This is a genomic window from Kitasatospora sp. NPDC001119, assembly GCF_053598475.1.
In genome coordinates, this window is record NZ_JBSFKI010000051.1 from 12,209 (window position 1) to 28,496 (window position 16,288).

Genomic DNA, 16,288 nt, shown 5'->3' on the forward strand with positions numbered 1-16,288 from the left:
CGCTCGACGCAAGACTCGGTGACGCCCGATCAGGAACACACGACGACGAGGGAGCCGCCCGTGCCCCGACCCCGGCCCGCCACCGCCTTCCGCACCGCCTTCCGTACCGCTTCGCGTACCGCGTTCCGTGCCGCCACCGCCGTGCTCGTGCTGGCGGCCCTGGCCCCGGCCCACACCGCGACCGCCGACACCGCCGCGCCCGCCGCGCCCGTGCCGCGCCTGCACTGGGACGGGCCCTGCGCCCAGGGCTTCGAGTGCGCCACCGCCGCCGTGCCGACGGACTACCGCGACCCGCGGGGAACACCCCTGGACCTGGCCCTGATCCGCCACCGCGCCACCGACCCGGCCCACCGCATCGGCTCGCTGTTCTTCAACCCCGGCGGCCCGGGCATCCCCGGCACCGCGGCCCTGCCCGCCGTCTACGGCCTCTTCCCCGAACAGGTCCGCCGACGCTTCGACATCGTCAGCTTCGACCCGCGCGGCACCGGCGCCTCCACCACCCTCCACTGCTTCCCCGACCCCTCCGCCGAACAGGCCCTCCTCGACGGCCTGCCCGCCGGCTACCCGACCGCCGCCGACCAGCAGAGCGCCTGGACCCGCGCCTACACCGGCCTCGCCCGCCACTGCGCCGACAACGACACCACCGGCCTGCTCGCCCACCTGTCCACCGCCGACACCGCCCGCGACCTCGACGTGCTGCGCCAGGCCGTCGGCGACCGGCGCCTGACCTACTGGGGCACCTCGTACGGGACCCTGCTCGGCGCCGTCTACGCCAACCTCTTCCCCGACCGGGTACGCGCGATGGTCCTGGACAGCGCCCTGGACCCGCGCGCCTGGTCCACCGGCCGCACCCCCCAGCAGCGCGCCCTGCCCCCGTTCCTGCGCACCGGCAGCGACCTCGCCTCCGCCCGCACCCTGGACGCCTTCCTCGAACGCTGCGCCGCCGCCGGCCCCGCGGCGTGCGCGTTCGCGGCGGGCGACGCGGACGCGACCCGCGCCAGGTTCGCCGCCCTCCTGGAGCGGCTGCGCCGCGGGCCGCTCGCGCCCGGCACGCCGGCGCGGGAGGTGACCTACGCCTCCGCGGTGTCCACCGTGGCGTCGATGCTGTACACGGCCGCGCCGCTGCCGGGCGTCCCCGACAGCGGCTGGGCGGCCCTGGGCGCGTGGCTGCAGCAGCTGTGGACCGCCCCCGACACGCCGCCCGCCCCCACCCCCGCTCCGGCACCGGAGCCGGGCGGAGCGGCGCCGGGCGCGCTGTCGGGGCAGGCGCAGACCCTGGGCGCCCTGTGCGCGGACACCGCCAACCCGCCCGCCGGCGCCGACTACCCGGCCCTGGCCGCCCTCGCCGAGACGCGCTCCGGCGCCGCCGGCCCGTACTGGGTGTGGCAGACCCAGCGCTGCGCGTCCTGGCCCTCCCAGGCCGCCCGGGACCGCTACGACGGGCCGTGGGACCGCCGCACCGCCGCGCCCGTGCTGGTCGTCGCGAACACCGGTGACCCGGCCTGGCCCTACGAGGGCTCCCGCGCGATGGCCGACACCCTCGCCGGGGCCCGGCTGCTGACCGTCGACGGCTACGGGCACACCGTCCTGGGCAACCCGAGCGCCTGCGCGGCCGGGGCGCAGGAGCGCTACCTGGTGGAGGGGCGGCTGCCGGCGCCCGGGACGGTCTGCGCGCCGGACCGCCGGCCGTTCGCCCCGCCGGGCGCGTAGCGCTCCCGGGGGACGGCGGCGGCACGGGCCGCCGCCGCCGTCGCCGTCGCGGTCGGGGCGGGCCCGTTCCCCCCTTTGCGCGGCGCGGGCCCGCCCCCTGCCGAGGGCGGGTCGGTTCCGGGGCCCGGGCGGGTCGTGCGGGGCGCCCGCCGGCGGTGGTGGCCGTGGTGTCGGCGGTGGTGTCGGCGGCGGGCGGTACGGTCGCGGCATCCGAGTGAGGAGGGCCGCATGGCGACCGGGTGGAGCCTGACGATCGACTGCGCGCACCCGGCGAGGCTGGCCGGGTTCTGGGCGCTGGCGCTGGGCTACGTGCACAGGCCCGCGCCGGCGGGGTTCGGGAGCTGGGAGGAGTGGTTCTCCCGTCACGGGGTCCCGCGGGAGGAGCGGGACGACGGCGCGTACCTCTGCGATCCCGAGGGGACGGGTCCCGCCCTGTCCTTCCTGAAGGTGCCGGAGCCGAAGGCGGTGAAGAACCGGGTGCACGTGGACGTGCAGGCCGGCGGCGGCCGTGGGACGCCGTGGGAGGTGCGGTGGCCGCGCGTGGTCGAGGCGGTGGAGCGGCTGACCGCCGCGGGGGCGACGGTGGTCCGTGAGGAGGAGCTGTGGGGCAGGCCCGACCATGTGGTGATGGCCGATCCGGAGGGCAACGAGTTCTGCGTGGTCTGACCGCGGACGTTCCCCTCCCGGCCCCTTCCGGCGGCCCCGGCCGGCTCGTCCTGCCGGCACGCGGCGCGTGGTGTGCGAAGCCGTACCGGCCCGGTCGCGGCTCTCCCGTCTCGAAGGACCTGGTCCGCGGGCATGGCCGCGGCCTGCGGCGACCAGAGCTCTTGAGATGTCGAGGTGCGGACCACACCCGGAAGGAGGCCCCGGCCCGCAGGGCCGGGGCGGCCCGGCCGGCGCCGTCGGTCCCGTGTCGTTCGAGGGCTGCCGGTCAGGTCTTCGCGGTTCACGACGCGCGGTATGGCGCGCTCTGCGGGTGCCCGGAAGTCCGCCGCTCCGCTGCTCCGGGCGGTCGGGGCCCGGCGGGACGGGCGCTGGTCCGACAGCCCGCTCGACCTTCACCGGGCGGGGCGCCGGGCAGTACGGTGACCGACCGGAACCCGCCACCCACGAAAAGGGGACACCGCCATGGTCCATCCGGCCGTCACCCGCCTCTCGGCCCTGATCGGGGAGCCGGGAACCCCGGGCGACACCGTCGACTGGGACGAACTGGCCCGCACCACGGGCCTGCGCCTGCCCGCCGACTACCGCGACTTCGTCGCGCTCTACGGCGGCGGCGAGCTGGACGAGTACCTCGGCGTCAGCACGCCGCCGGTGGACGGCTCCCCGTACGGCGACCTCGTCGACGCGCTGGACTTCGACCCCCGGCAGGAGCCGGCCGTCCCCACCGGCGCCGCCGCGGAGGACCTGGAGAAGGGCAGGCTCCTGCCCTTCGCGGGCAGCGCCAATGGCGATGTGGTCTTCTGGCTCTGCGACACCCGTGACCCGGACGGCTGGGACGTCGTCGTCTTCAGGCGCCAGCACCGTTACGGGGAAGCGGCCTGGGTCCGCTTCGCGGCGGGCTTCGGCGACTTCCTGGCCGGAACCCTCGACGGCACGCTGGCGAACCCCTTCGGCGACAGCGGCTTCACCAGGACCCCGCACACCTACCGCCACTGGCGCCGGCCGCTGTGACCCGCACGGCGTCCGCACGCGGCCACCGGTGCCGGTGGCCTGAGCGGGGCTGCCGGTGGTCAACGGCCCTCTCGCCCGGCCCCGTTGGCTTTCCCGGGTCCGCTCGGCGGCGGGCGGCCACGATCGGGGCCGGCCGCCGCGTCCCGCTCACCGCGCCCGCCGCCTCCCGGCGTCCGGTCCCACCCCGGCGACGGTCCCTCCGGTGCCGACGGGAACGGCAACTCCCTGAACAGGGAGCGTGGTTGCGTCGCGGCCGCCGGCTGCTGGCCGCCCGGAACCCGCTACGGGCCCGGTGGGAACACGTGACCCGTTGCGTACCGTCACCGGTCGCAGAACGTGGGCCAGGACCTTGTTCCGGGGGCGCTCGTCCGGTTCCGGGGGAGTGGTCGTCCTGCCCGGTGTGCGCGGGCATGCCGTCGGGCCGACGGCGCTCCCTTCGCCGGGCCGGGGCCGGGGGAGGGGCGGCCGGTGTCAGGGGCGGTGCCGGGGGGCGGTGGCCCGGTTCCCGCCCGTCAGGCCGTCGAGGACCAGGTCCGTCAGGCGTTCGGGCAGGTCCGGTTCGTCGGGGCGGTGGCCGAGCAGGCAGCGGGTCTGGAGGGGGGCGCAGAGCAGTTCGAGTGCCAGGGCGGTGTCGGTGTCCGGGGGGAGTTCCCCGCGGTCCACGGCCCGGGCGATGATGGCGCCGGCCTGGTCGAGGCGGGAGTGCCAGAAGGTCTGCCAGGCCTCGGCGAGGTCGGGGTCGTCGGCGCTGAGGGCGGCGGCCCGGGCGACGGAGCGGCCGGTGGGGGTGGCGAGGTAGCGGGCCAGGGCGCGGGCGAAGGCGGCCAGGTCGGTGCGGACGGCCCCGGTGTCGGGGACGGGGACGCCCTCGTTGCTGCCGGTGAGCATGGCGTCCAGGACGAGTTTCTCCCGGGTGCCCCAACGCCGGTACACGGTGGTCTCGTTGACGCCGGCGCGGGCCGCGACCCCGGCGACGGTGAGCCGGTCGACGCCCTCCTCGGCCAGTACCTGCGCGGCGGCGTCCAGGACGGCCTGGCGCACGCGCGCGGCGCGCCCGCCCGGGCGGCGGCGCACCGGCGGCGGCTCCGACTGCGGCTGCGGGTGCGGCTCGTGTTCGGTCATGTCGATCACCTCGGCCACCACACTAACGCAGGGCCGCTTGCGTTAGGCGTCGGTACGGGCGCATAGTCGTTAACGCAAGTGTTCCGGCTTTAAGAAGCTTGAGTGCGACAGGAGGCACCACCATGTCCTTCACCTGGCCCCTGGACCCGCGGGACCTGTTCGTCGAGCGCTACCCGCAGATGACCCTCGGCCTGCCCGCCGGCGAGGTGGACGCGGTCCGCGCCGCCGTCACCGTGATGTGGCCCGACCGGCCCGGCGGCTGGGTGTACGAGTGGTCCGCCCTCGCCGCCCGCCACGCCGCCGCCGGGCGCCACCGCGAGGCCGCGCAGGCGTACGGCTGGGCCAAGTTCCCCTCCCTCGCCGACGGGCCCAAGCGCACCGCGCTCGCCCGCCAGGTCGAGCAGTACGTCCTCGCCGCCCCCGGCTTCCCGGTGGAGTTCGAGCGCCGTATCCTCACCGTCCCCCACCGCGGCGGCGAGGCCGCCGTGCCGGTCCACCTGATGGCCGCCCCCGGCCTGCCCGCCGACGCGCCCCTCGTCCTGGCCAGCGGCGGCGTGGACTCCTGGAAGACCGACCTGCACGGCATGTGGGAGCAGCTCGCGTTCGCCCTGCCGGCGCGGCTGCTGCTGTTCGACCTCCCCGGCACCGGCGAGAGCGCCCACCTGCCGATGACCCCGCACGGCGGGGACGAGGTGGTCGCCGCACTGGTCGCCTTCGCCCGCGCGGCCGGCAACGGGAGGGTCGGCCACTTCGGCATCTCGATGGGTGGCTACTACTCCGCCCGCACCGGGCTGACCGGGGTGGTGGACGCCTCCGTGGTGCTCGGCGGTCCGGTCGAGCGGGCCTTCGCCCCCGGCCGCGGCTTCGCCTTCGGCATGGACGGCATCGTCGGCAACGCCCTGGGCTTCGACACCGCGCCGACCAGGGCCGAACTCGACGCGGCCTTCGCCGGATTCGACCTGCGCCCGCTGCTGGACCGGGACGCCAACGGGCCGATGCTGGTCGTCAACGGCACCGAGGACGTCCACGTCCCCCAGGACGACACCCTGGTGTTCGAGGGCCGCCGCGACACCCGCGTCGAACTGATCCCGGACACCGGCCACTGCGCCGTCTCCCGCTTCGGCGAGGCGATGGCCCTGATCGCCCCCTGGCTGAAGGACACCCTGGCCGCCTGAACCGGCTGCCCCGGGCGCCCCGCCACGGGACGCCCGCCGCGGGACGCCCGCTGCGGGACGCCCGCCGCGGGACGCCCGCCACGGCGGTCGTCCTCCGCCCGGCGCGTCCGGGACGGGCAAAAGCGACGGCGGCCCGCCCCCCGTCCTGCCCGTCCCGCCGGAGCGGGGACGGGCGGGACGCGGGGGGCGGGCCGCCGCACCACGAAAGGAGTCGGCACCGCGGGCGCGGTGCCGGCCGGTCAGACGAGGGCGGCGAGCGCGGCCTCGTAGTTCGGCTCGTCGGCGATCTCCGCGACCAGCTCGGTGTGCAGGACGGTGTCGTTCTCGTCCAGGACGACGACCGCGCGCGCCGTCAGCCCGGCCAGCGGACCGTCGGCGATCGCCACACCGTAGACGTCGTGGAAGTCCCGCCCGCGCAGGGTGGACAGCGTCTTGACGTTCTCCAGGCCCTCCGCGCCGCAGAACCGGGCCTGCGCGAACGGCAGGTCCGCCGACACGCACAGCACCACGGTGTTCTCCAGCGAACCCGCCTTGGCGTTGAACGTGCGCACCGAGGTCGCGCAGGTCGGGGTGTCGATGCTGGGGAAGATGTTCAGGACCTTGCGCCGACCCGCGAAGTCCTTCAGCGACACGTCCGCGAGCCCCTCGCCGACCAGCGTGAACGACGGCGCCTGGCTGCCGGCGGCCGGCAGCGCGCCACCGACCTGCACCGGGTTCCCCTTCAGCGTGACCTGAGCCATGAAAAGCCTCCTACCAGCAGTGTGTACGGGATGCAACGCCGCCGATCCTACTGCCCGCCCCCACCCCCGCCCGGGGCGACCACCAATACCGGACACCCCGACCGGCCGGAACAGGAAACGGCAGCAGGAAGCGGGATCAGGGACCCGGACAGGGAAGCGGCGAACCGGCCCGCACGGGACCCACCCCGCGGGCCCCGCCGCACAGACCGTCAACCCGCCCACCACACGCCCCCGCCCGCAGCACGGCCGCGCCCTGCGCCGGTGGTGTCCGGCCGCCTCCTTGCCGGGACCGGTCCGGCGTTCCCGGCGGACGGGGGCGGGGTGCCGGGCGGGCCGGGACCTGCCGCCCGGTCACGGGGGAGGCGGCACCCGCGGGCGCGCCTGCCGCCGTCGGGCCGTGTCCGCTGCCGTAGCGAGGTCCCCCCGTGCCCCGCTGCGCCCCACCGCCCACCGCGCCGCGTGGGCGGTGACCTCCCCTCACCCCCTCCCGCCCCGGGGTCAGGCGCCGTCCGCCGCGGGCACGGTGAACCGCAGCCCGGTCAGTTCCTGCGACACCTCCCACAGCCTCCGGCCCGCCCGCGGGTCCTGGGCGCGAGGGGCGGGCGAGGTCAGCGCCGGGGCCCCGCGCAGTTCGCCCGGTCCGCCCGGCCCGTACAGCTCGCCGCCGCGCACCCCGGGGGCGGTCGCCGCGTGCAGCTGCGCCAGCGCCCCGCGGGCGGGTGTCTGCGCGAGCGGGCGCAGCAGGTGCCCGAACAGCAGCCGTACCGGTGCGACGGCGCCGGCGCGGGGCAGGGCGGTGGCGGCGTAGCCGGGGTGGGCGAGCACGCTGCGCACGGGGCTGCGGGCGGCGCTCAGGCGGCGGTGGAGTTCGAGGGCGAAGAGGGCGCCCGCGAGTTTGGACTGGTTGTAGTGGCCCATGGGGGAGTAGGCGCGCTCGCCGGTGAGGTCGTCGAAGTCGATGCGGGCGCGGCGGTGGTTGGCGGAGGTGACGGTGACCACGCGCGGGTCGCGGCCCTGGGCGAGCAGGTCGATCAGGTGGGCGGTGAGGGCGAAGTGGCCGAGGTGGTTGACGGCGAACTGGAGCTCGTGGCCGTGCGGGGTGAGGGTGCGCGGGGGTGCCATGACGCCGGCGTTGTTGACCAGGACGTCGGGGTGGACGCCGTCGGCGCGCAGGCGGGTCGCGAAGGCGTGCACGGAGCGGGGGTCGCCGAGGTCCAGGCGGCGTACCTCCAGGCGGGCGGCGGGGTGGGCGGCGCTCACGCGGGCCGCGGCGCGCCGGCCCTTGTCCTCGTCGCGTACGGCGAGTACGACGCGGGCGCCGCGGCGGGCGAGGGCGTCGGTGGTGGCCAGGCCCAGGCCGCTCGCGGCGCCGGTGACGACGAACACCCGCCCGTCCAGGTCCGGTTGCGGCTCCGGGTCGGGGCCCGGCGCGGGGTCCGGGGCGGGGGCGGGGCTGCGGTCGGGGGTGTGGTTGCTTCGGGGCGTACGACTCATACGGCTCAAGGTGCCCTTCCTGTCACCAAGTGTCAAGGTGGGCATTGGGCGTCGTGTGTGGCGTGGGGGCTAGGATGGGGCGGTGACCTCCCGACCCGCCGCCACCCTGGCCCAGCGCAAACGCCAGCTCGTGGCCGACGAGCTGACGCGGGCGGCGCTGGAGCTGCTGGCGGGCGGCGGGTTCGACGCCGTCACGGTGGACGAGATCGCCACCGCCGCGGGGGTGTCCAAGCGGACGTTCTTCCGCTACTTCGCGTCCAAGGAGGACGTGGTCGTCCGGTTCCTGGGCGCGCTCGGCGCGGCGATGCGCGAGGAGCTGGCCCGCCGCCCGGCGGGGGAGGCGCCCTCGGTGGCGCTGCGGCACGCGGTGTGGCGCAGCGTCGAGGACTGCGCCGGCCACGAGGAGCGCGCCCGCCAGGTGGTGCGGCTGGTCCTGTCCACCCCCGCCCTGCTCGCGCGCTTCCTGGAGCGCCAGGCGCAGTGGCGCGACGACCTCGCCGAGGAGCTCGCCGCCCGCCTCGGCCTGGACGCCGGGCGCGAGCTGTACCCGCGGCTGGCCGCGGACATGGCGCTGGCGGCCTTCCACACGGTGCTCCAGCGCTGGAGCGCCGACGACGACGCCGGCGCTTCCGGTGGCGGTGGCGGTGGCGGCGCGGCGGTGGACCCCGCCGCGCTGACCGGGAGCTGCTTCGCCGTCATCGCCCCGGCCCTGGACGCCGTCGTGCGCACCCCCGCCCCCGGCGGCGCCCCCGCCACGGCCTGACTCCTGCGGCGCCGTCGGGCCGCGCCGCCCTCCCGGTCGCCCCGCGGTATCCGACAAGGCGCCCGCCCCGCGGTGCCCGCGGAGGGGTCCGCGGGTGCCACGGGGCGGGCGCCTGCCGGACGGGCCGTCACCGTACGGGTGCGGGCGCCGGTCCGGGCGGCCGGGTCAGTTGAAGACCACGACGTCGGTGCGCATCGGCAGCGGGCTGTTCCACCCGATGCTGATCTTGAAGGTCACCACGCCGTTGCCCGGGGCGATGCTCGAGACCTGGAAGGCCGCGGCGCCGACGAACCGGTTGCCGTTGGAGTCGATCTCGGAGGCCGTGATGACGACCGTCGAGTCGATCCCGATGACGTTCCAGGACAGCTGGAGGTTGAAGGTCCCGTTGCCCGGGCTCCACGTCCACCAGGCCCGGTTCACGGAGCCGACGTTGCCGCCGATGGCCGCGAGGCCCTCGTCCCGGCCGGCGGGCAGCGAGCTGTGCGTGATCTGCGGGACCTCGGAGGCGGAAGGTTCGACTGCGGCCATGGTGGCACTCCCTGCGCCGGGAGAGCCCCCCACGAGCCCTCCGGATACCCAGAGTGTCCGCCGTTGCGCACAGCGTCACAATCACTCGTGCGAGTGAACCACCGGCGCGCCGCCGTGCCACCCGCGCCACCACGGCCCCAGGCCGCGCGCCGCCCGGCGCGCACCGCCCGCCACCCGCCTGTCGCCCGGCGCGCACCGCCCGCCGGCTGGCGACCCGTCAGTCCGCGGCCCGTCCCATCCCGCCCCGTGTCCCGCGCGGCTTGCCCGCGGCCGGGCGGTGGCCGACGGTGGAGTGCGAAACGCGCCGCGCGGCCCCGCCCGCCCGCGCGCACCGCCGCCCACCCGCCCGCCCGGGCCCGGACCACCCGGGCCCGAGCCACCCGAGGGAGCCCCCCGTGAGGATCAACCTGGCCAGCGTCTTCGTCGACGACCAGGACAAGGCCCTGCGCTTCTACACCGACGTGCTGGGGTTCGTGAAGAAGGCCGACGTCCCGCTCGGCGACCACAGCTGGCTCACCGTCGTGTCGCCCGAACAGCCCGACGGCACCGAGCTGCTCCTGGAGCCCGACCGGCACCCCGCCGCCAGGGCCTACGTCGCGGCCCTGGCCGCCGACGGCATCCCCGCCACCTCCTTCGCCGTGGACGACGTGCACGCCGAGTACGAGCGCCTGCGCGCCCTGGGCGTGCGCTTCACCCGGGCGCCGCTGGCCATGGGGCCGGTGACCACCGCCGTCCTGGACGACACCTGCGGCAACCTCCTCCAGATCGCCCAGTACCACTGACCCCCGCCCCGGGCCCCGCCCGCGCGGGCGCCCCGCCTTGACACCCCGGATCGTATCCAGAATATTAGATACGTCCCGAGGGGCCGGACGGCGGAAGGAGCGTGTGCGGTGGACCTGGACCCGCTGGCCGTGCACAAGGCGCTCGCCAACCCGGCGCGCGCGGACTTCCTGCGCTGGCTCAAGACGCCCGAGCGCTACTTCGACGAGCCGTACTACCGCGAGCGCGGCGTCGGCTTCCACATCGGCGTGTGCGTCACCGACATCCAGGAGCGCTCGGGGCTGTCCCAGTCGGTGGTCTCCGGCTACCTCCAGATCCTGCGCGAGGCCGGGCTGCTGGTGTCCGAGCGCGTCGGCAAGTGGACGTTCTACCGGCGCGACGAGGAGACCATCGCCGCCTTCGCCGCGTACGTGCGCGACGAACTCTGACCCCGCCCCACCCCGCTTCGGGGGGCGCCCGCCCGGCGCCCCCTTTTCTTCGACCCAAACGCATCCAACTATCTAGATTTGTGTATCCAATGGAGGCTGTCGTGCCACGCACCGCTCCCGCCCGAAACGCCCTGGCCGTCCCGGTCCTGGCACTGGGCGTGTTCGGCATCATCACCACCGAGATGGGCGTCGTCGGCGTCCTGCCCTCCCTGGCCGAACGCCTGCACGTCACCCCCGCCGCCGCCGGATGGCTGGTCGGCGCCTTCGCCCTCACCGTCGCCGCCACCGGCCCCGTCGGCGTCCTGCTCGCCTCCCGGCTGCGCCGCAAGACCGTCCTGGCCGCGGCGCTCGCCCTCTTCGCCGTCTCCAACGCCGTCTACGCGCTCGGCCACTCCTTCCCGCTCGTCCTGGCGTTCCGGATCCTGCCCGCGCTGCTCCACCCCGTCTTCTTCGCCCTCGCCCTGACCGCCGCCACCCGCCTGGCCGCGCCCGGCAAGGCCGCCCGCGCCGCCACCACCGTCTTCGCCGGCGTCAGCGCCGGCTTCGCGTTCGGCGTGCCCGTCACCTCCTACCTCGCCGAGCACATCTCCCTGCCCGCCGCGTTCTGGGCCGCCGGCGCCGTCAACCTCCTCGCCTGCGCCGGCGTCCTCGCCTTCTTCCCCGACCTGCCCGACACCGCGCCGCCCACCTACGCCGGACAGCTGGGCATCCTGCGCCGGCCCCGGCTGTGGCTGGCCGTCGCCGCCGTCACCCTGGTGTTCGCCGCGATGTTCAGCGGCTACGGCTACATCGCCGAGTACCTGGGACGCGTCACCGGCCTCGCCCCCTCCCTCACCGGCCCCGTCCTGATGGCCTTCGGCGTCGTCATGACCGCCGGCAACATCCTCTTCGGCCGCCTGCTGGAACGCGGCCTCGTACGCACCGTCACCGCCTACCCGCTCCTCTACCTCGCCCTCTACCTCCTGGTCGACGCCGCCGGCCCCCACCCCCTGCCCATGCTCGCCGCCGTCCTGCTCTGGGGCGCCGTCCACTCCGGCGGCCTCGCCGTCGCCCAGGCCTGGCTCGCCCGCGACGCCACCGACGCCCCCGAGTTCGGCAACAGCCTCTTCATCTCCTTCTCCAACCTCGGCATCACCCTGGGCACCACCCTCGGCGGAGCCGTCGTCACCACCGCCGGCCCCCGCCACCTGCCCCTGGCCGGCGCCGCCCTCGCCGCCGCCGCCCTGGCCGCCGTCCTCCTGCGCCGCCGCCTGGACCCGCCCCGGCAGCCCGACCAGCCGCAGCCCGACCAGCAGTCGCGGCCCGACCAGTCGCGGCACGACGAGTCGCGGCAGGACGAGTCGCGGCACGAGGAGCCCCGGCCCGCCCCGGCCCCCTGACCGGCCCCGCCGGCCCGCACCCCCTGCCCCGCCCCGGGCAGGGGGCGCACCCGCCCGCCGGCCCCCGACCCCCGGCTGTACCCGCACCGCCCGCGCGGCCCGCACGCGGGAACCCCGGCGGCCCGCCGCGGACCACCGCTACCGTGTCACCGGCCCCCGCCACCGGCCGTCGCGGCGCTCCCGCGCGCCGCACCCGGCCACGACACGAGACGAGTTGATGCCGCACCATGTCCGACGACGACATACCGCCGGGCGTCGGCGCCGCACTGCTGCGCCCCGGGGCCGAGGCGGTGACGGCGACCAGCACGCACACCGCCACGACGGACGCGCACCCGGCCGTGCGGAGCCTGCTGGACCGGACCGCGCCCGCGATGCGCTCGCTGTTCCACGGGCGCTGCCCGGAGGTCGTCCTGCTGTCGCGGGTCGCCGCCGAGGCGCGGGCGGCGCTCGTCGCCGAAGGCGTCCACGACCCCGGGCACGACCGGGTCATCGAGCGCATGGGCCTGCTGCTGTCCGGGGCGGTGATCGCGGGCATCCTGCTGCGCGAGCCCGGCGATCCGGCGCACGAGCGCCCGATCCCGCCCTGCTCGTCGTGCGCACCCGCGCTCGACGCGCTCGACGTGCGGGTCGTGGAGGTGCCCGCGCTGTGACGTCCCGTTTCCCCGCCCCCGTCCTCCACGCCCTGACCGCGGCCGGCTGGTACGAGGGCGTCCGCCTGCCCGAGCGCGAACTGCGGGCCCGGCTGCGCTCGTGGGGGGACCCGGCCGCGTACGTCCCGGCCCCCGTGACGGCCGTGCTGCGGGAGTTCGGCGGCATGACCGTCCACCAGTACGGGCCGGGTGCGGACATGTCCCGGATGCCGTTTCGGATCGATCCCGGGGCCGGGCTCCACGCGGACCGGAGCCTGCGCGCCTACGGCGCGAGGTACGGCCCGGACCTGGTGCCCGTCGGGGAGTACGACCTGGGACGCGGGCGGCTCGCGATGGACGCCGAGGGCGCCGTCCACCTGTTCTGGGGCGACCTGTGGAAGGTCGCCGACTCCTTCGACGGCGCCCTGGTCGCCCTGGTCGAGGGCCGGCGCCCGAGGCGCCTCGACCCGGCCGCGCCGGCCCCGCTTCCCCCCGGCGAACCGGCGGACGAGGCCAGGGCCCGCGACCTGGCCCGCCACCGCGCCGTCCGGGGCGGCCCCCTCGGCGCGGTGGACGTCGTGCTCCGGGAGTTCGAGCTCGGCTGGCCGGCCTTCCCGGTCTTCGCCGACCCGGACCCGCTCGCGAACGTGGGCGCGGGCTGCCTGGTCGTGGACCGCCGCAACGGCCTCGTCACGCAGATGCCCGCCCTGCCCGCCGACCGCGTCCTGGACATGTACCGCGCGTGGTACCCGGCCCGCTGACGCGCCGGCGGCACGTCCCGCCGCCCGCGTCGCGGCGGCACCGCGGCACCCGCCCGGGCACCCCGCGCCCCGGACCCCCGGGGCGCGGGCGGGTTCAGGCGTAGCGGTCGAACAGGGCCTGCAGGTAGTCCTCCAGGCGTTCCGTCAGTACGGCGGGCGTCAGGTCGGTGCGTCCCAGCTCGCGCCAGGGCTCGGCGACCTTCCGGGCGTCCGGGGCGAAGGCGAGGGCGTCCAGCAGCCGCCAGTACAGGTGGTCGCGGCCGCCGGCGAGGGTGCGGCCGCCGGCGGCGGTGTAGCGGTCGGCGAAGGCCAGGCCCGCCTCGGGGCCGTGCAGCAGGGCCAGGGCGGTGGAGCAGTGGGCGACGTCCAGGTCGGCCGGCCCCCAGGACGTCTCCACCCAGTCGACGACCCCGCTGACGGCCAGGTCGGCGCCCGCGCCGGTGAACAGCACGTTGCCGGGGTGGAAGTCGCGGTGCAGGAAGCAGGAGCGGTGCGCGGGCACCGCGCCGCCGATCACCTCCACCGCCCGCCGCCACAGCCCGGCGCGGGCGGTGCCCCCGGGCACCTCCACGCGCTCGGGGGCCGTCCACGCCTGCCAGGCGCGCGGCCGGTCCTCCTCGGCGACGTCGAGGGCGTGCACGGCGGCCAGCTGCGCGGCCAGCAGGCCCGCGCGCCGCCCCGCCTCCCCGTCCTCGGCCACCCGCACGGTGCCGGGCAGGTGCGTCATCAGCAGCGACGGGTGCTCGCACACCGCCCCCGACCCGTCCACCGCGCGCAGGTGCGCCGCCGGGACGCCGCCGCCCTCCAGCAGGCGCAGCACCGCCGCCTCGCGGGCCAGTAGCCCCGGGGCGTGGCGGCGGTAGAACGGCTTGACGAAGGAGCGCAGCACCAGCGCGTACGGGCCCGCGCCACCCGGGCGCTCCACGTCCACGCGGCGCATCCGCGAGGTCCACCCGCCGGTGAGCGCGCTCACCCGCGTGACGCGCTCACCGGGCGCGAGGAGCCCCTCCACCCACCGGCGCGTGCCGTCCCACCCCTGGCCCCAGTCCCCACCGTCGATCATGGACGGCAAGCCTACGCCCCGCCCCCGCCCGACCCGCCCCGGGCAGGACTGACGAAGAGTCAACTCCCGTACAACCACGGACAGAAGCCCCCTGTTCCGACAGGTGTCGAAGTTTGACAGGCGGGGCGCGCCCGGGGTTGGCTGGACGCCGATCCGCACCGCACCCAGGGGGAGGGGCCCGCCATGCCCAGGACCGTCGTCTTCGAGACCACCGGAGGACCGGAGGTACTGGCCGTACGCGAGCGCGCCCTGCCCGAACCCGGGCCCGGCGAACTGCGCCTGCGCGTGGCCGCGATCGGCCTCAACCGCGCCGAGGCCCTCTTCCGCGCCGGCACCTACCTGGAGCGGCCGCGCCTGCCCGCCACCCTCGGCTACGAGGCCAGCGGCACCGTGGAGGCCGTCGGCGAGGGCGTCACCGCCTTCACGCCCGGCGACCTCGTCGACACCGTGCCCGCGTTCTCCCAGAACGACTACGGCGTCTACGGCACCCACGTCCTGGTCCCCGCCCGCGCCGCCGTCCCCCACCCCGCCGGCCTCACCCCCGCCCAGGGCGCCGCCGTGTGGATGCCCTACCTCACCGCCTACGGCGCCCTCGCCGAGGACGGCCACCTGCGCCCCGGCGACCACGTGCTGATCACCGCCGCCGCCTCCGGCGTGGGCCTGGCCGCCATCCGCACCGCCCGCCGCCTGGGCGCCCACCCGATCGCCACCACCCGCACCCGCGCCAAGGCCCGGCACCTGCTGGACGCCGGCGCCGCCGAGGTCGTCGTCACCGGCGAGGACGACCTCCTCGCCCGCGTCGACGCGGCCACCGGCGGATCCGGCGTGCGCACCGTCTTCGACCCCGTCGCCGGACCCGGCGTCCTGACCCTCGCCCGCACCCTGGCCCCCGGCGGACGCCTGACCGTCTACGGCCGCCTCGACCCCCGCGACACCCCGATGCCCGGCCAGGACACCTTCGCCCCCGTCACCAGCCGCTTCTTCTCCATGCACGAGGTCACCCGGGACGACGAACGCCTGCGCCGCGCCCACGCGTTCGTCACCGCCGGCCTGGCCGACGGCTCCTTCACCCCCGCCGTCGACCGCGTCTTCGAAGGCCTCGACACCGTCGCCGAGGCCCACCGCTACCTGGAGGCCGGCACCCAGATCGGCAAGATCGTCCTGACCGTCGGCGACTGAACCACCACCGGAGGCCGAACCGCCCCTGCCGGGGGCCGGCGGGCCCTCAGGCCCCCGGGGCCCGGCGGGCCTCCGCGTCGGCGGCGGCCACCACCGCCGCCAGCAGCCCCGGGAACCGCCGCTCCAACTCCTCGCTGCGCAGCGCGTTCATCTTGGTGGTGCCCACGTAGTACTGGCGCAGCAGCCCCGCCTCGCGCAGCACGCTGAAGTGGTGGCTGGAGGTCGAACGCCCCACCGGCAGGTCGAAGGAACCGCAGCTGAGATCGGCTCCCGAGTGCGCGAGCGTGCGCACCACCGTCCTGCGGGCCGGATCAGCGAGCGCCTCCAGCACCTGCTGGACGCTCACGTCCTCCACACCAGGGTGCACGATCACCCGCGCCGCCACGCGTGCCCGCCCCACACCCACCACCCCTTCCCAACACTCGACCCCCGTCTGTCCGACAGTCAAAAACCGCGCCGTGTGCGCGACTTCACGAGCACGACGCTACCAGGGACGATCGCCCGGCCCCCGGCCTCCGCCCCCGGGAGGCGCGCCGGACCCCCGGACCGCCCCCGCGCCCCACCCGCCGCCCACACCCACCGCAACACCCGCGCAACACGCCCCGCCGCCCGGCACGGGGCCGGCCGCGGGCCGTACGGGAGCGCCGGGCGCGACGGCGCGCGGCCGAGGACGGCCGGAAAAGAGGGGATGCGCGGCGCGGCACGCCGGGGGAGGGACGCGGCGCCGGGGAGGGCCCCGTGACGGACCGCCGAGGACCGCCCGGGCACGACGGCGCGCGGCCGAGGACGGCCGGAAAAGAGGGGATGCGCGGCGCGGCACGCCGGGGGAGGGACGCGGCGCCGGGGAGGGCCCCGTGACGGAC

17 protein-coding genes are annotated in these 16,288 nt (G+C 76.8%); 11 read left to right on the top strand and 6 right to left on the bottom strand.

The annotated features are described in order from the left end of the window. Nucleotides 1-60 precede the first annotated feature (60 nt). The 3 genes from ACWDD9_RS38755 (at nucleotide 61) to ACWDD9_RS38765 (ending at nucleotide 3,384) form a co-directional block, all read left to right on the top strand. Nucleotides 61-1,710 carry an alpha/beta fold hydrolase gene (locus tag ACWDD9_RS38755; protein ID WP_449814196.1) on the top strand — a complete coding sequence of 550 codons (1,650 nt, stop codon included), beginning with the start codon at nucleotides 61-63 and terminating at the stop codon, nucleotides 1,708-1,710. Between the two features lie 228 nt (nucleotides 1,711-1,938). Next, nucleotides 1,939-2,376 (top strand): VOC family protein, encoded by a 438-nt coding sequence (locus tag ACWDD9_RS38760; protein WP_449814197.1) that lies wholly within the window; start codon nucleotides 1,939-1,941, stop codon nucleotides 2,374-2,376. A gap of 462 nt (nucleotides 2,377-2,838) precedes the next feature. Then, the gene (locus ACWDD9_RS38765; RefSeq protein ID WP_449814198.1) at nucleotides 2,839-3,384 is read left to right on the top strand and encodes an SMI1/KNR4 family protein; all 546 of its coding nucleotides are present in this window, start codon (nucleotides 2,839-2,841) and stop codon (nucleotides 3,382-3,384) included. A gap of 471 nt (nucleotides 3,385-3,855) precedes the next feature. On the opposite strand, the gene ACWDD9_RS38770 is transcribed toward ACWDD9_RS38765, so the two are convergent. Next, complete coding sequence (locus ACWDD9_RS38770; RefSeq protein ID WP_449814199.1) at nucleotides 3,856-4,506, bottom strand: TetR/AcrR family transcriptional regulator; 651 nt, start codon at nucleotides 4,504-4,506, stop codon at nucleotides 3,856-3,858. A 122-nt stretch (nucleotides 4,507-4,628) separates the two neighbouring features. On the opposite strand from ACWDD9_RS38770, the gene ACWDD9_RS38775 reads away from it, so the two are divergent. Next, entirely contained in the window at nucleotides 4,629-5,681 is a 1,053-nt protein-coding gene (locus ACWDD9_RS38775) for an alpha/beta hydrolase (RefSeq protein ID WP_449814200.1), read from the top strand. A gap of 239 nt (nucleotides 5,682-5,920) precedes the next feature. On the opposite strand, the gene tpx is transcribed toward ACWDD9_RS38775, so the two are convergent. Then, a complete protein-coding gene (gene tpx / locus ACWDD9_RS38780; protein WP_049659074.1) occupies nucleotides 5,921-6,421 on the bottom strand; it encodes a thiol peroxidase in 501 nt (166 codons plus the stop codon). A 498-nt stretch (nucleotides 6,422-6,919) separates the two neighbouring features. After that, nucleotides 6,920-7,915, bottom strand: coding sequence for an oxidoreductase (locus tag ACWDD9_RS38785; RefSeq protein ID WP_449814201.1), 996 nt, complete (start codon nucleotides 7,913-7,915; stop codon nucleotides 6,920-6,922). Between the two features lie 82 nt (nucleotides 7,916-7,997). On the opposite strand from ACWDD9_RS38785, the gene ACWDD9_RS38790 reads away from it, so the two are divergent. Continuing rightward, nucleotides 7,998-8,678 carry a TetR family transcriptional regulator gene (locus ACWDD9_RS38790; protein WP_449814202.1) on the top strand — a complete coding sequence of 227 codons (681 nt, stop codon included), beginning with the start codon at nucleotides 7,998-8,000 and terminating at the stop codon, nucleotides 8,676-8,678. Nucleotides 8,679-8,843: 165 nt separating this feature from the next. On the opposite strand, the gene ACWDD9_RS38795 is transcribed toward ACWDD9_RS38790, so the two are convergent. After that, complete coding sequence (locus tag ACWDD9_RS38795; protein ID WP_049661667.1) at nucleotides 8,844-9,206, bottom strand: hypothetical protein; 363 nt, start codon at nucleotides 9,204-9,206, stop codon at nucleotides 8,844-8,846. 395 nt (nucleotides 9,207-9,601) lie between these two features. Here ACWDD9_RS38795 and ACWDD9_RS38800 point away from each other — a divergent pair, with 395 nt between their 5' ends. The 5 genes from ACWDD9_RS38800 (at nucleotide 9,602) to ACWDD9_RS38820 (ending at nucleotide 13,183) form a co-directional block, all read left to right on the top strand. Further along, a complete protein-coding gene (locus ACWDD9_RS38800) occupies nucleotides 9,602-9,988 on the top strand; it encodes a VOC family protein (RefSeq protein WP_375874203.1) in 387 nt (128 codons plus the stop codon). A gap of 108 nt (nucleotides 9,989-10,096) precedes the next feature. Continuing rightward, on the top strand, nucleotides 10,097-10,414 hold the full coding sequence (locus tag ACWDD9_RS38805; RefSeq protein WP_198959518.1) for an ArsR/SmtB family transcription factor: 318 nt from the start codon (nucleotides 10,097-10,099) through the stop codon (nucleotides 10,412-10,414). A 101-nt stretch (nucleotides 10,415-10,515) separates the two neighbouring features. Further along, nucleotides 10,516-11,793 carry an MFS transporter gene (locus tag ACWDD9_RS38810; RefSeq protein ID WP_449814203.1) on the top strand — a complete coding sequence of 426 codons (1,278 nt, stop codon included), beginning with the start codon at nucleotides 10,516-10,518 and terminating at the stop codon, nucleotides 11,791-11,793. 227 nt (nucleotides 11,794-12,020) lie between these two features. Continuing rightward, entirely contained in the window at nucleotides 12,021-12,443 is a 423-nt protein-coding gene (locus ACWDD9_RS38815) for a YwqJ-related putative deaminase (protein ID WP_449814204.1), read from the top strand. Next, the gene (locus ACWDD9_RS38820) at nucleotides 12,440-13,183 is read left to right on the top strand and encodes an SUKH-3 domain-containing protein (RefSeq protein WP_449814205.1); all 744 of its coding nucleotides are present in this window, start codon (nucleotides 12,440-12,442) and stop codon (nucleotides 13,181-13,183) included. The genes ACWDD9_RS38815 and ACWDD9_RS38820 overlap by 4 nt, the downstream gene beginning before the upstream one ends. A 94-nt stretch (nucleotides 13,184-13,277) precedes the next feature. On the opposite strand, the gene ACWDD9_RS38825 is transcribed toward ACWDD9_RS38820, so the two are convergent. Continuing rightward, entirely contained in the window at nucleotides 13,278-14,246 is a 969-nt protein-coding gene (locus ACWDD9_RS38825) for a phosphotransferase family protein (protein WP_449814206.1), read from the bottom strand. 183 nt (nucleotides 14,247-14,429) lie between these two features. On the opposite strand from ACWDD9_RS38825, the gene ACWDD9_RS38830 reads away from it, so the two are divergent. Continuing rightward, nucleotides 14,430-15,425 carry a zinc-dependent alcohol dehydrogenase family protein gene (locus tag ACWDD9_RS38830; RefSeq protein WP_449814207.1) on the top strand — a complete coding sequence of 332 codons (996 nt, stop codon included), beginning with the start codon at nucleotides 14,430-14,432 and terminating at the stop codon, nucleotides 15,423-15,425. Nucleotides 15,426-15,471: 46 nt separating this feature from the next. On the opposite strand, the gene ACWDD9_RS38835 is transcribed toward ACWDD9_RS38830, so the two are convergent. Next, complete coding sequence (locus ACWDD9_RS38835) at nucleotides 15,472-15,771, bottom strand: ArsR/SmtB family transcription factor (RefSeq protein WP_375874208.1); 300 nt, start codon at nucleotides 15,769-15,771, stop codon at nucleotides 15,472-15,474. Nucleotides 15,772-16,288: the final 517 nt, after the last annotated feature.

Excerpts from the sequence above, each read along its gene's own strand:
- ACWDD9_RS38770 (WP_449814199.1), bottom strand. The coding sequence starts at position 4,506 with ATGACCGAACACGAGCCGCACCCGCAGCCGCAGTCGGAGCCGCCGCCG.
- ACWDD9_RS38760 (WP_449814197.1), top strand. The coding sequence starts at position 1,939 with ATGGCGACCGGGTGGAGCCTGACGATCGACTGCGCGCACCCGGCGAGG.
- ACWDD9_RS38830 (WP_449814207.1), top strand. The coding sequence starts at position 14,430 with ATGCCCAGGACCGTCGTCTTCGAGACCACCGGAGGACCGGAGGTACTG.
- tpx (WP_049659074.1), bottom strand. The coding sequence starts at position 6,421 with ATGGCTCAGGTCACGCTGAAGGGGAACCCGGTGCAGGTCGGTGGCGCG.
- ACWDD9_RS38765 (WP_449814198.1), top strand. The coding sequence starts at position 2,839 with ATGGTCCATCCGGCCGTCACCCGCCTCTCGGCCCTGATCGGGGAGCCG.
- ACWDD9_RS38795 (WP_049661667.1), bottom strand. The coding sequence starts at position 9,206 with ATGGCCGCAGTCGAACCTTCCGCCTCCGAGGTCCCGCAGATCACGCAC.
- ACWDD9_RS38815 (WP_449814204.1), top strand. The coding sequence starts at position 12,021 with ATGTCCGACGACGACATACCGCCGGGCGTCGGCGCCGCACTGCTGCGC.
- ACWDD9_RS38785 (WP_449814201.1), bottom strand. The coding sequence starts at position 7,915 with ATGAGTCGTACGCCCCGAAGCAACCACACCCCCGACCGCAGCCCCGCC.
- ACWDD9_RS38775 (WP_449814200.1), top strand. The coding sequence starts at position 4,629 with ATGTCCTTCACCTGGCCCCTGGACCCGCGGGACCTGTTCGTCGAGCGC.
- ACWDD9_RS38825 (WP_449814206.1), bottom strand. The coding sequence starts at position 14,246 with ATGATCGACGGTGGGGACTGGGGCCAGGGGTGGGACGGCACGCGCCGG.